Source organism: Chitinophaga skermanii (assembly GCF_003259335.1).
In the GTDB taxonomy this organism is placed as follows: domain Bacteria; phylum Bacteroidota; class Bacteroidia; order Chitinophagales; family Chitinophagaceae; genus Chitinophaga; species Chitinophaga skermanii.
This window is the reverse complement of record NZ_QLLL01000001.1, coordinates 521,189-535,705: the sequence shown is the minus strand read 5'-3', so window position 1 is coordinate 535,705 and position 14,517 is coordinate 521,189. Positions and strand designations below refer to the sequence as shown.

The window sequence follows — 14,517 nt, the reverse complement described above, 5'->3', positions numbered from 1 at the left end:
CAACACAAAACTGCTATACAAATATAAAAAAAGCGGGTGCATCAGCCATGTGATACACCGGCTTTTGTATGATGACATTTAATTAGTGCTTAAAGCTAAACGCAACCGCGTGCTTGAAGCCTTTTGATTGAAGACTGGCAGGTACTGTAATTTCAACGCCATTAGCTGTTGATTTCCACTTTACGGTTGTGTTTGTGCCTACTACTTTCATCGTAGCACCTTTTGCAGGTGTTATGCCTTTGAAAGTGATGGTAGCTGGTAGTTGCTCGTTTTCATCCAATAAGTAAATAGCATTTACTTCGTTGGTTTGTTTATGCTGGGTGAAGCATACTTTTCCATCTTTATAGGGGGCAATAGCACGGGTTCCGTAGATCGCGTTACCGTTTAATTTCATCCATGCGCCAATGCCTTCCATGGTGGTATAAGCTGCATCATGCCATTCGCCATCTGGGCCAGGGCCGATGTTCACCAAGTAGTTACCGCCTTTCGCTACGATGTCTACCAAGTTGTGGATGATGGTGTTTACTGGTTTATAAGTGTCACCGGGTACGTATGACCAAGAATTTGCTAAAGTCATGCAGGTTTCCCAAGGATAAGATAATGGTTCATTAGGAATCTGTTGCTCTGGTGTACGGTAGTTTTCGTATGGGCCATGTACACTACGATCAACCACGATCAAACCCGGCTGGTGAGAGCGGGCCATTTTCGTGATACCACCCATGTCGATGTCTTGGTCTTGTGCTGGGGTTTTGTTCCATGATAACGATTCGTCGTTATGCATATTCAACGGGCGAACCCAACCGCCATCTAACCACAAGATTTCCACTTTACCGTAGCCGGTCATTAACTCCTCGATTTGGTTATAAGTGAATTGCTTGAACTTATTCCAACGTTCTGGATATTGTTTCAAGTCGTAGTTGACGTTTCTATCTTTCGGTGGAAAATATGGCCACCAGTAGTTTTCTGTATTCCAATCGGGTTTAGAGAAATAAGCACCGATGTGGATACCTTCGTTACGGAAAGCTGCGAAAATTTCCTTGGTAACATCTGCCTTGGGATTTTTGCTGAAAGCTACGTTAGGGGATGTAATACGGTAATCGGTTTGCTTTGTATCGAACATACAGAAACCATCGTGGTGCTTCGTGGTGAACACCATGTATTTCATGCCGGCATCTTTGGTTGCTTTCGCCCAACGTTGTGGATTAAACTTGGTTGGATTGAAGGTTTTTGCGAGACCTTCATATTTTTGAACGTATTCGTAATAAGGGATGCCATAAGGTTTCCGCTGTGTAAAGCCTTCATCTTCTGGGCATAAACTCCAAGATTCCACCACGCCCCATTGAGAATATGGTCCCCAGTGCATGATCAATCCAAACTTCCAATCTTGCCAATCTTCCAACTTATGCAATACGGCCGTATCTGTTTCGGGTATATACGGACCGGCTTTCTGGGCCACCAAAGGGCCTGCCGTTAGCATAGCGCACCCAAGTGCTACTAGAATTTTCTTCATATTGATGTTGCTGTTTTTCTTGCTATTGTTCACTGTTAATAACTGTCGATTAAACTACTGATTTGTAATTGTTGCTGTATTTCAGCCACGCTTAATGTTGTATTCACGCGCAAACGCACACGGTTCTTAGGTAACAAATCGAAGTAGTTATCTTCAAAATGCGAAGCGTCGTCTTTTGCTAGGAAGAGGTAGATATTCTTCGCTAGCACATCGGTTCTAAGTGTTATGTATTTGCCTGTATTATCTTCTTCTACGTTGAATGTAATGTTCGGTTTGGTTAGCTGTAACTCTTTAGGTGGCACGAGGTAGTATACGTTGTTGGCAACACCTTTGCCGTTAGCATCTAATAGGTAAGTGGAAATAACAGCATCGTTAGGTGTTGCAATGCTACTGGTTGGAATAGATTGTACCAACTGGCTGCTATTGGGTTGTACTGTTATCTTCTTCTCTTCTTTCAATATACCATTTCCTTTTAAGCTATATACTTCTGTTATCAAAGTAAGTTGTTTCGGTGTTAAGGCATCGTTTACAATGTACGTTTGCAGTTGACCATCTTTCACAGTATTACTTACGAGGAGTGGTGCGTAGGCTTTTTGTGTAAAGTATTGCATAGCTTTCCAACGACCGTAATAATCCATACCCGACCAAGAAGCTACCGGCCAGCAATCGTTTAATTGCCAATACAGCGTGCCCATACAGAACGGCATAGCTCTACGATGTGCTTCCATACCTATTTTCATGCCTTCAGCTTGTAATACGTGGTTCACGTAGAGGAACTGTTGGAAGTTTTTGGGTTTATGATAGTAGTGCAAGAGATAGGTATTAATCGCTGCATTTCCGCGGGCCACGCTTCGTTGATGGGATTGCATTACCGTGCTATTCAAATCAAAATCTGCCGGTGTAGCGAATTTCAACACGGTATGTAAATCTGGGAACGATTGGAAACCATATTCACTCATAAAACGAGGGATCTTCTGTTCTAATGCTTCAAACCATTCCATACCGTGCCAAACGCCCCAGTAGTGATTATCCGCGATTTTGAAATCCTCATCTTTCCCCCAATTACTAATGGGCGAGGAAGCGAAATAAAAGCGGTTATCATTTTCCTTTACAGCATGCGGTAATAAATGATTGAAGAGGGTATCGTAGCCTTTCAATAGTTGATTCCATTGTGCGTCTGTGTAAGCATATTGACCTTTCCAGCCCCAGTTTTTTATGGCCACACCAATTTCGTTATTGCCACACCATAAAGCTAACGATGCATGCTGGCGTAAGCGGCGGATATTGTATTCAGCTTCTTTTTGTACCGATTGTAAAAATGCGGGATCGCTAGGATACAATGTACAAGCGAACATAAAATCTTGCCAAACAAGTATACCTTTCTCATCTGCTAATTCATAGAAAATATCTTTCTCGTAAATACCGCCGCCCCAAATGCGTACCATGTTAAAATGGGATTGTTGCATTGTGTTGAAGAGGTATTCATATTTCTCGTTGGTTACGCGGGGTAAGAAGTTGTCTTGCGGAATGTAGTTGGTTCCTTTCATGAATACCGGCACATCATTCACTTTCACGTAAAAGCTAACACCTATGCTATCGGGTTTATTTACCACTTCGATGGTACGAAGCCCTACTTTCTTTGTAGCAACATCCACCACTTGTTTGTTGTGAATGATTTTTACTTGAACAGGGTAGAGGTATTGCTCACCTAAACCATTCGGCCACCAACGTTTCGGCTTATTGATGGTGAACGGCACTTCAATAGATTGTTTACCGGCTTGCGCGTTGATGGTTGTTTTCTGTGTAGGGAAGCTATTATTTGTACTGCTTACTTCTACTGTATATTGACCATTTTTTGTAAAATCTACCTCGAGTTGGGCTTGCATTTTAGCCTCTTTTGTATTGAGTGCATTTTGTTTGACATAGCAATCATTGATATGTGCAATACTGTATGCTTCAATAGATACAGGTAACCATATGCCGGCAGTTACGAAACGTGGGCCCCAGTCCCAACCGTAATGGTAAGGTGCTTTACGGGCATAAATGCTAAGTGGGATTTGGGCTTGATCGTTTCCTGCGGGATAAAGGAATCCATCGCGCACAAACTTTGGCATATCGTGCCTAATGGGGCTATGGAAGAATACGCGGATAATATTAGTACCGGTTTTTAAACGACCTTTTACATTCACTGTTTGTGCTATGAACATATTGTCGGACACTAATACTTTTTCACCATTTACATATACATCGGCATAGGTATCTAAACCACCGAAATAGAGATTTACGACATCTTCTTCTAGTAGTTTGGCCGGTATTTCGATGTTAGTACGGTATTCCCAATCGAGGTTTTCGATCCATTGTAGTGATTTTTCGTTTGTACCGAAGAATGGTTCGGGAATAAGTTTTTGTGCTAGGAGGTCGGTATGCACGGTACCGGGCACAGTAGCGGGATACCATTTTTGATCATCGGCACGTTTAAATTCCCAGCCTTTATCGAGGGGGATCATTGTTTTTTGGGCATGCAAGCAATGTGCAAAAAGCACGAGAATTGCCAGCATACAGCCTTTCACTACCTTCATGTATAAACTTTGTATAAAAATGGGAAATTAATTTTGGATGGCAAGCAGCCTGGATGATGCAAATCTACCCATGTATAATAGATTTTTAGCAAAGTACCGGAAAAATACTATCGGCATAGGCTTGTGAAGAATTTTCACGAACTTCGTAAGCCTAGAAACAATCCAATTATGAAGAAAAGTATGTGGCAACAAATCGCGGAATATCTCTATATCAAAAAGCGCGATCCAAACGAGCCTATTAATCGCAATACTCGCTTAATGCATGGCATGAATAGGATATCTATTATCGTGTTTTTATTTGCGATTATTGTGATGATTATTCGCTTGATAAAGCGGTAAGGTTGAAGTGTGTGACACAACCAAAGGGGATAAGAAATACAACCGCTCGTTTACAGGCAAGAAAAAACCCAGCGCCGCATACATTCGATCGCTGGGTTAACATTTATTTGCGTGCCATATCCACAACGGCCTTCGCGGCTTTGGCAGATGCTCCACCTTCGCCTAATAAAGTCCATAATTGTGCATAATCGGCTTTCAATTGTTGCTGCTTGGCTTCATCTTTCAGCAACAAAGTGAGTTCTTTTAAGAGTTTTTCCTCCGTTAAATCGTGCTGGATAAGCTCTGTTACTACCAGTTTATCCATAATGAGGTTTACGAGGGAAATGTATTTCACCTTGATGAAGTTTTTCGCGAGCATGTAGGAAATAGGGCTGCCTTTGTAGCATACTACTTCCGGCACACCGAATAACGCGGTTTCCAAGGTGGCGGTACCACTTGTTACCAATGCTGCACGGGATTGTAGCAACAGCGCATACGTTTGATTCTTTACAGTACTTACGTTCGGGTAAGCATTCGTAAACTGTTGTAAAAAGCTATCATCCAAGCTAGGTGCTTGTGCTACGATGAATTGATATTCCGGGAAATAACGCGCCATGGTAAGCATGATAGGTAACTTCTTGGTTACTTCTTGCTTGCGGCTTCCGGGCAATAACGCGATGATGGGTTTATCGGAGAATGGTGGCACGTGGTTATTGGCTTTCGCTTCTTGTACCACTTCGATAAGTGGGTGACCAACGTACTGCACATCAAAATTCCATTTCTTATAAAAGGCTTGTTCGAATGGTAGAATGCACAACATTTCATCTACACATTCCTTGATCTTCTTCACACGACCTTCCTTCCATGCCCATACTTGCGGAGAAATATAATACACGGTTTTAAAGCCTTGTTGCTTAGCCCATTCGGCGATACGGATATTGAATCCTGGGTAATCGATCAACACCAATACATCGGGTTTAAATGCCAATATATCTTTCTTACAAGTATCCAGGTTTTTCATGATCGTGCGTAGGTTCATGACCACTTCCACGAAGCCCATGAACGCCAATTCGCGGTAATGCTTTACCACTTTAGCGCCAGCTTGTTCCATTAAATCGCCGCCCCAAGCACGGATATCCGCAGCCGGGTCTTGCAATTTCATTTGCTTCACCAAGTTGCTCCCGTGTAAATCACCCGAGGCTTCGCCTGCAATTATGTAATACTTCATTGATGCATTCCGTTTATAAAATCGCCCAAATATAAAGAAGGAGCGGTGTTTTCCGCCCCCTATTTAATTATTTTCAGCAATAAAATGATGATGGCATATAACATGGTAACTAGGAATATTCCTTTTGCCGTAGTATCTAAGCGGCGACGTGTATATAAATAAAACACGATACCGTTCCCGATTAAGCAAATACTCATCACCTTCGGCAATAAGAAGAAATGGTTCAGGCTAATCAGCTCGATCATTTCTTGAAATGAATACCCTTTAGATGATCTCGCGTACAACCAATACAGCACGAATGCCAGTAAAGGTGTAACAAACCCCAAAACAATGCCGAGTGCGAGATTGTCTTTTTTGAACATAGTTAAATAGGATTAAATAGTGATAGTGTGCTTGATTATAAATTCCAGTCCTGCTGTAATTTGTCCTTCATCTTGTAATCCGTTAAGTCGAACTGTACCGGCACCAGCGATGCAAAATCATTGTCTAATGCCCATACATCTGTATCTGTTCCCGTATCACGATTCTTAAATTCGCCTGTTAGCCAGTAGTACTTTTTACCATGTGGGTCGCGGCGTTCATCGAATTCCTCTACCCATTTCGCATTGGCTTGGCGGCAAATCTTCAATCCTTTATAGCGTTCTTTCGGTACTTGCGGGATGTTTACGTTGAACAAAGTGCCATCTGGCAGGTTGCTTTCCAACATTTTCTTTGTTACATCGTGCGCCACTTCTTTACATAAAGAGAAATCGGCATCGTAACTATAATCAAGGAACGAGAATCCAACCGAAGGAATGCCTTCAATAGCGGCTTCCATGGCGGCAGACATAGTTCCAGAGTAAATAACGTTGATGGAGTGGTTGGCGCCGTGGTTGATACCGCTTACGCAGATATCGGGTTTTACGCCTTGTAGGATTTTGTCGCGGGCTAGCTTCAAGCAATCTACCGGGGTGCCGGAGCAATGCCATGCTTCAATGCCTTCAAAAATATCTACTTGGTACAAACGCAATGGAACACCAATGGTAATAGCGTGACCTTTGCCTGATTGGGGGCTATCGGGTGCTACAACAATTACTTTTCCCAGGCCCTTTACAGCTTCTATTAAAGCACGAATACCCGGCGCTGTTATGCCATCGTCGTTTGTTACGAGTATGATAGGTTCTTTCTTTGCCACGTTCAAATCTCTTTTTACGTTCAAATTTACTACCAAAGTAACAAGCCGCCAATTGTAATTGCAAACAAAGCCGGGTATTATCCAGTTATTTTTTTGTTATAATTCGCTACAGGTCAGCTTTTTTCATCTTCCTGTACGACAAGAATATGAATAATCCTATATAAACCAGTGTGGCAATTAGGTAAATTGAAGGATCGAGAGGCGCCTTTCCAGTAACTTCTTTCGACAATTTATCCATGTTTGGAAACGGAACTAGTTCATCACTGGCTTGTAAAGGCAAGAAGTTACCAACATAGCCACCTAAGTACTTGTTCATAACAAACTGGAGCAAGAACTCACCTCCAATCACCACGTACATAAAATAAATTGCGATTGCCAAGGCGGCGCGCTTCACGTATAAACCAATGAACAATGCCGCTGACAGATAACAGAGAGATTGTAGAAAGATATAGAAAATAAAATATGATCCCTTTGAAGCGTTATGCATATCATCTAGTGCAACACCTGTTATAATCCCAGCAATCGTAGCCACTATTGTAGCTAGAACTGACAACATAATAACTTGTAGCAGCTTTGCAGTAAAAAACTGTTCGCGACTCCAACCATCAATGATATTTTGACGAATAGTACGGTAAGTATTTTCATTGGTTATCATCAAGATCACCAACATCGCTAATAACACGAGGTTGATACTACTCCAGAAACCACTCATTTGCCAGATAGAAGGGAAGGCGGTGAACATAACGCCCACTACTCCCGCTTTCTCATCTATCTTTTTCATGATTTCCATGAAGATGATAGGGAATGGAACAGCGAAAATGCCGAGAATGATCCAGAAGGCTTTATATTTCTTGACTTTCAGCCATTCTACATATAATAAATTAAACATAGTAGATTGTAAATAAGGTTGATAATGAATTACGTGTAAGCGTGACTGTTAGTTAGTTAATTCTATGAACTTCGCTTCCAAGCTCTTCTTCTTAATCGACAGGTGACTTAACACGATGCCTTGTTCGAAGCAGTATTGGTTTACTTGTCCTGTTGTAAATTCACCTTCGAATGTAACTTGCAAGATTGTGTGGAAACGTTGCACAGATTTCACGCCCGGCCAAGCGGTTAGTACACTTTCAAGTTTTGCAAGATCGTCGGTACTTACTTCTATGATATCTTCATTCGACAATACCGTATTTACTAGGCCAGCTGTTAATAAGTTACCTTTTTTGAGGATAGCCACGTGGGTACATACTTTCTCTACTTCGTCGAGCAAGTGGCTTGCCATGATTACTGTTTTACCCAGTTGATTCAGTTTGCGAATCAAATCCCGGATTTCTGCAATCCCAGCAGGGTCAAGACCATTCGTAGGCTCGTCGAACAATAGGATTTGCGGATCGCCCAGCAAAGCTGCGGCAATGGCCAACCTTTGTTTCATACCGAGTGAATAGGTGCTGAACTTCGAGTGCCTTCTTTCGTAGAGGCCTGTCATTTGTAAGGCACCGTCGATATCTTGTTTACCATGACCTTTAATAGCGGCCGTGATTTCCAAGTTCTGAACGGCAGTATAGTAGTGGTAGAAATTGGGCGTTTCTAACAAGGTGCCGATGCGTTTCCGCAGGCTGGAATGTGGCTGTTCGTTAAACCAAGAATAGGTACCTTGGTCGGCTTTCAGTACATCCATGATGATCCCGAGGAGCGTGGTTTTACCGCTACCATTAGGACCTAAAATTCCGAACACACTCCCGCTAGGCACGTCGAACGACACACCTGCTAAAGCTTGCACGGCTCCATATTTCTTGGAGATTTGGTGAAGGGATAGAACGTTATTTTCCAAAGAAAAAGAGTTTTAATAGGATATAAATATAATTAGTTCCGAATTGGTTTCCCTGTTTTTATTACGCTTTGCAATCTTTCCAACGTTTTGCGTTCACCGCTTAAGCTCAAGAATGCTTCGCGCTCTAAATCCAAGAGATATTGTTCAGAAACTACGGCCGTATCGGTTAAATCGCCACCACACATTACGTACGCTAACTTCGTAGCGATTTTCGCATCGTGTTCAGAGATGTAGTTACCGAATTTCATACCGTTGATACCAGCCAATAGCGCACCTAGTGCTCCACGACCCAATACCTTAATATCTGTTCTTTCTTGTGGACGAGTATAGCCGGCTTCAGCCATTTCAATGGCTTTCTCTTTTGCATCGGCAATGAGCCTGCTTTGGTTCATTGTGATACTATCTTTATTGCGGTCTAAGATACCTAAGCCATATGCTTCTTCGGCCGAGGTTGACACTTTTGCTGTGCCGATCGCTAAGAATCTTTCTTGTAAATGCGGTAATTCGATTTGACCATCGCGGAATTGATCGCTGGCACGTACCGTCATTTCCTTTGTACCGCCGCCGCCTGGGATTAAGCCTACGCCTAATTCAACCAAACCGATGTACGATTCCGCTGCTGCTTGCACTTTATCGGCATGTAAACACATTTCACAACCGCCACCTAACGTTAAACCGTGAGGCGCCACAACAGTAGGAATAGACGAGTAACGTAAACGCATGGTACTACGTTGGAACAAGCGAACAGCCATATCGAGTTCATCGTATTCTTGTTCTGCTGCCAACATGAAGATCATACCTACGTTTGCACCGGCAGAGAAATTACCGCCATCGTTACCAATCACTAAACCGCGGAAGTCTTTTTCAGCACGATCAACGGCTTTATTCACTGCGTCGAGTACTTCACCACCGATGGTATTCATCTTTGTTTTCCAATCCAAGCAAACGATACCGTCGCCCAGGTCGTACAAGTTACTGACGCTGTTTTTCCACACAATATTGCTGGCGCGGTTTTCGAGGATGATAAAGCTATCTGCACCCGGTATTAACGCGTAATCGCCTGTATTTTGATTGTAGTAGTATTTCTTTCCACCGTCGATTTTATAGAAGGAAGTGATGCCTTTTGCTACCATATCTTCTACCCAAGTTGCTACCGTTAAACCTTGTGCTTTGATGGCGTCTACGTTTGCTTTTACACCTAAAAGATCCCATGTTTCAAAAGCACCGATTTCCCAACCGAAACCTGCTTTCATGGCGTCGTCTACTTTGTAGAGATCGTCCGCGATTTCCGGGATACGGTGTGAAATATAGCTGAATAAGTGTGCATGGAATTGTTGATAAAACTGTGCTGATTTATCTGTTCCTACGGCTAATGCGCGTATACGTTGTTTTAAATCTTCAATGGGTTTCGCTGCTTCAATACCAGGGAATTTCGCCTTTTGTTTAGGGCCGTATTCCATGGTTTCCAAGTTCAGGGTTAAGATTTCTTTACCACCTGCTCCTTTTGTTTTCTTGTAGAAACCTTGACCGGTTTTATCCCCGAGCCAATTGTTCTCTACAATCTTTTGCAAGAATGGAGGTATTTGGAAGATATCGCGGGCTTCGTCGGTAGGACAATTTTCGGCTACACCATTGGCTACTTTCACCAAGGTATCTATACCTACTACGTCGGCCGTACGGAATGTGGCAGATTTTGGGCGGCCTATTACCGGTCCTGTTAATGCATCTACTTCATCTACCGTTAAGCCCATTTTCTGCATGATGTGGAAAATGGCCATAATGGAGAACACGCCTACGCGGTTAGCAATAAAGGCGGGGGTATCTTTACACAATACGGTGGTTTTACCGAGGTAAAGATCGCCGTAGTGCATGAGGAAGTCGATGACCTCTTGGGAGGTGTGCGGAGTTGGGATGATTTCCAACAAGCGCAAATACCTTGGCGGGTTAAAGAAGTGGGTTCCACAGAAATGTTCCTGGAAGTCTTCGCTCCTGCCTTCGGTCATAAGATGAATAGGAATCCCCGAAGTATTTGAAGTAATGAGCGTGCCGGGTTTGCGGAATTGTTCCACTTGTTCGAACACGACTTTCTTGATATTTAAGTTTTCTACTACCACTTCGATGATCCAATCTACGTTGGCGATATCCTTCATGTTATCGGTGAAGTTACCGGTGGTAATATGTTGCGCTACCTCTTTGGAATAAACCGGTGATGGGTTCGATTTCAAAGCAGCTTGCAAAGCATCATTCACGATCCTATTCTTCACAGCGGGATGGTCGAGCGAAAGGCCTTTCTTTTGTTCTGCCTCGTTTAGCTCTTTAGGAGCAATATCAAGCAAAAGCACTTTCACCCCGATGCCAGCAAAATGACAAGCAATTCTTGATCCCATAACACCCGAGCCTAAAACGGCAACTTTATTGATTCTTCTTTGCATGATTGATCTAGCTTTTTCGGTTAGCGATACTTAAAAATTTAATAAGTAATGAATTTAGTGGATTTTTTCGACAAATGAACAAGGGGAAGGGGGAAGAATGAGGGTTTGGGAGGAATTTAACAAAGATTAAATAGGTCAATATCAAGATATTGCGAGGAAAGGGTAGATAATAAATTTTATAAATATAAAAGCCCCCGGGGTTGATGCCGGGGGCTTAGGTTGTATGCAATTATATGAATAGCATTTCGTTTATTACTTGACATCTATAAACCAGCCATTACTAGCTACCCATTCCCAGGATTTTATCGCTAAAAACATTCCTGCAAATACATAAAGTATTACAAAAATGTTTCCCCATAATTTTTGTGTCCTACTTTCGCCAGAAAACTCCTGTATATATGCATCCCAATCTCTTCTGAAATAAAATACGAAGTAATTCACGGCGAATAATCCCAATAAATACAGGATCATTCCCACACGATTAAAAGTAAGTATGTGGCTACCAAATGAAGGGAATAATACACTTACTATTAAAATTAGAATCGACACATAAAAGAAATGCACGAATGTTAATATCGCTAACGTACCACTTTTGGGAGATGAATTTCGCTTCGCCAAAGACGACATTAACTTGTAAATAATATATCGGTAAGGTTTAATCATATCTACGTTCATGAAACTGTCTTGTTCTCCGTATTCAAATTTTAAGGTGTATGTAAAAATAAGAAATGAGTTAAAAATAGATACCACGAATAATCCTCACTTTTCCCCTCAATGATAAAATACACCAGTGTTTGCGACGATTAATGAAACAAATATCAAGAGAAATAATGATCCCAAAATAAATAGTAGCACTAAAGCATTCCCTCTATTTTTTTGTCTCTTGCTTTCATTGGAAAATTCAAACATATAATCACCCCAATTCCTTTTGAAGCTAAATATTAAATAGTGAATTACTATTAACACTATCATCACAACTGCTACAATTTTCTTATTAATTACACTTAAGAGAAATGAGCCCAATGGAGGATAAAATAAAAAAGTTATTGATACAATAGCTTCTAGGTAAAAGAAGTGTATTAATGATAGAATTAATAAGGTAGTAAACTGCGGTAAACTATTCTTTTTCCTTTCAAGAAAATACAACTTTTTAGTTAAGTATTAAGAGAATGTCTTAAAGTATCCAAACAAAAAAGCGCTGCCTGGGTATCCCATAGCAGCGCTTTTATAATATTATGCTTGCGTTCCAAATCAGCTTACACCACTACCTGGTGCTACGGCTACATTTGGATTTACAAATACTAGTTTGCCATTATCCTCAGCCATCAAGATCATACCCTGGCTCTCGATACCACGCATTTTGCGAGGAGCTAAGTTTGCCACAACGGTTACTTGTTTGCCGATGATATCTTCAGGCGCAAAATATTCCGCGATACCTGAGCAAATGGTACGTTGTTCAGTACCCATATCAACAGATAATTTCAACAATTTATCTGCTTTAGGAATTTTTTCTGCATGCGTAATGGTACCAACACGTAAGTCGATTTTAGCGAAATCATCGAACTGGATTTCCGCTTTTGCCGGTTTTTCTTCAACTGCCGGTGCTACTGTTCCATTTGTAGCATTCATGGCATCTACTGCTTCTTTCAATCGTTGGTGTAATTTTTTAACTTGATCTTCTACTACTTCGTTCTCGATTTTCTTGAACAACATGATAGGTTCGCGGAGACTGTAACCTGTTTTTACGAGGTCCATTCTACCAGCGTTTTCCCATTCCAACATGCGATCTACTACTTTCAACATTTTGCAGATTTTTTCTGCGGTGAAAGGCAAGAATGGATTCGATAAGATGGCGAGGTTGGCCACGATTTGTAAACAAACGTGGATCGCGTTATCGATTTGTTTTTGTGCTTCAGGGTTCGTTGGCAATTGTTTTGCTACGATCCATGGTTCACGGTCTTGTAAGTAACGGTTACCAATTCTTGCTACGTTCATCACTTCTGCTAATGCATCACGGAAACGGTAGTTTTCCAAGAACTCGGTAGCTTTCTTCACAGCATCTTGTAATTCTGTGTATACTGCATCATCTTTCGCATCTTTCAAATCGGCGTGCATTGGTGGCACTTTACCGCCGCACAATTTGTGCATAAGCACCATAGTACGGTGAACGAAGTTGCTGAAGATATCGGTTAACTCGGAGTTATTGCGTTGTTGGAAATCTTTCCAAGAGAAATCGTTGTCTTTTGTTTCTGGTGCTGTGCTGCACAATACATAACGCAATACGTCTTCTTGTCCAGGGAAATCAGCTACATAATCATTCACCCAAACAGCCCAATTACGTGAAGTAGAAATCTTTTCACCTTCAATGTTCAAGAATTCATTAGCCGGTACGTTTTCTGGCAACACGAAGTTTCCATGTGCTTTTAACATGGCAGGGAAAATGATACAGTGGAACACGATGTTATCTTTACCGATAAAGTGTACCAATTTAGTATCGTCTTTCGACCAGTAATCTGCCCAGTTTTCGGTTAATTCTTTTGTTGCCGAAATATAACCGATCGGGGCATCGAACCATACGTATAATACTTTGCCTTCTGCGCCTTCAACGGGTACTTTAATACCCCAGTTGCTATCACGCGTCATAGCACGACTTTGTAAACCGCTATCTAACCAGCTTTTACATTGGCCGTATACGTTGTTCTTCCACTCTTTATGTCCTTCTATTAACCATTCGTTCAAGAACGGTTCATAGTTTTGCAATGGCATATACCAGTGTTTGGTTTTCTTCTTCACCGGCACCGCGTCGCTCAATGCAGAACGAGGGTTGATAAGTTCGTCGGGCGATAATGAAGTACCACATTTTTCGCACTGATCACCATAGGCTTTGTCGTTACCACATTTAGGGCAAGTTCCTATGATATATCGATCGGCTAAAAACACTTGTTTTATTTCATCAAAATATTGTTCGCTTTCTTTTTCTTCGAACAAACCATCGTCGTACATTTTTTTGAAGAAAGCGGCGGCTGTTTCGTGGTGAATTTGGCGAGAGGTACGGGAGAAAATATCGAAAGAAATACCCATCGCTGCAAAGCTATCGCGGATGATCGCGTAATATTTGTCTACAATATCTTGAGGCGTTACCCCTTCTTTCATGGCCTTAATAGTGATAGGAACGCCATGTTCGTCGGTACCGCAAATAAATTTTACATCTGCTTTTTTTGCCCTGAGGTATCGAACGTAGATGTCAGACGGCAAATAGCAACCCGCCAAGTGGCCGATATGTACCGGTCCATTAGCATAAGGAAGCGCAGCGGTAACTAAATACCTGTTAAATTGTTTCATATTGTTAAAAATCCGTAATGTTAAAAAACCCCTAATCGTTGTTAGCATTTTGGAAAGTCCAAAACCTTTTATCAATTTAGCCGCTGGAGTATATTGGATAAAGATA

General features: G+C 41.7%; 10 protein-coding genes. 1 reads left to right on the top strand and 9 read right to left on the bottom strand.

Annotation, left to right across the window (positions count from 1 at the left end):
* Positions 1-82: 82 nt before the first annotated feature.
* The gene (locus LX64_RS02225; RefSeq protein WP_111596333.1) at positions 83-1,510 is read right to left on the bottom strand and encodes an alpha-L-fucosidase; all 1,428 of its coding nucleotides are present in this window, start codon (positions 1,508-1,510) and stop codon (positions 83-85) included.
* Between the two features lie 35 nt (positions 1,511-1,545).
* Positions 1,546-4,089: a beta-mannosidase gene (locus LX64_RS02220; RefSeq protein ID WP_245952517.1), complete on the bottom strand. Its 2,544-nt coding sequence runs from the start codon at positions 4,087-4,089 to the stop codon at positions 1,546-1,548.
* A 168-nt stretch (positions 4,090-4,257) separates the two neighbouring features.
* Between LX64_RS02220 and LX64_RS26120 the strand changes: the two genes are divergently transcribed.
* Positions 4,258-4,428 (top strand): DUF6728 family protein, encoded by a 171-nt coding sequence (locus LX64_RS26120; protein ID WP_170132806.1) that lies wholly within the window; start codon positions 4,258-4,260, stop codon positions 4,426-4,428.
* Between the two features lie 103 nt (positions 4,429-4,531).
* Here the strand turns inward: LX64_RS26120 and lpxB are convergent, their stop codons facing one another.
* The 7 genes from lpxB to metG form a co-directional block, all read right to left on the bottom strand.
* Positions 4,532-5,635, bottom strand: coding sequence for a lipid-A-disaccharide synthase (gene lpxB, locus LX64_RS02215; protein ID WP_111595965.1), 1,104 nt, complete (start codon positions 5,633-5,635; stop codon positions 4,532-4,534).
* Between the two features lie 59 nt (positions 5,636-5,694).
* Positions 5,695-5,997 carry a hypothetical protein gene (locus tag LX64_RS02210; protein WP_111595964.1) on the bottom strand — a complete coding sequence of 101 codons (303 nt, stop codon included), beginning with the start codon at positions 5,995-5,997 and terminating at the stop codon, positions 5,695-5,697.
* Between the two features lie 35 nt (positions 5,998-6,032).
* Positions 6,033-6,809, bottom strand: coding sequence for a 5'/3'-nucleotidase SurE (gene surE / locus LX64_RS02205; RefSeq protein ID WP_111596331.1), 777 nt, complete (start codon positions 6,807-6,809; stop codon positions 6,033-6,035).
* Between the two features lie 106 nt (positions 6,810-6,915).
* The gene (locus LX64_RS02200) at positions 6,916-7,698 is read right to left on the bottom strand and encodes an ABC transporter permease (protein WP_111595963.1); all 783 of its coding nucleotides are present in this window, start codon (positions 7,696-7,698) and stop codon (positions 6,916-6,918) included.
* Between the two features lie 48 nt (positions 7,699-7,746).
* Complete coding sequence (locus LX64_RS02195) at positions 7,747-8,637, bottom strand: ABC transporter ATP-binding protein (protein WP_111595962.1); 891 nt, start codon at positions 8,635-8,637, stop codon at positions 7,747-7,749.
* A 32-nt stretch (positions 8,638-8,669) separates the two neighbouring features.
* Positions 8,670-11,069, bottom strand: coding sequence for a 3-hydroxyacyl-CoA dehydrogenase/enoyl-CoA hydratase family protein (locus tag LX64_RS02190; protein WP_111595961.1), 2,400 nt, complete (start codon positions 11,067-11,069; stop codon positions 8,670-8,672).
* Positions 11,070-12,320: 1,251 nt separating this feature from the next.
* A complete protein-coding gene (gene metG / locus LX64_RS02175; RefSeq protein ID WP_111595958.1) occupies positions 12,321-14,411 on the bottom strand; it encodes a methionine--tRNA ligase in 2,091 nt (696 codons plus the stop codon).
* Positions 14,412-14,517 lie beyond the last annotated feature (106 nt).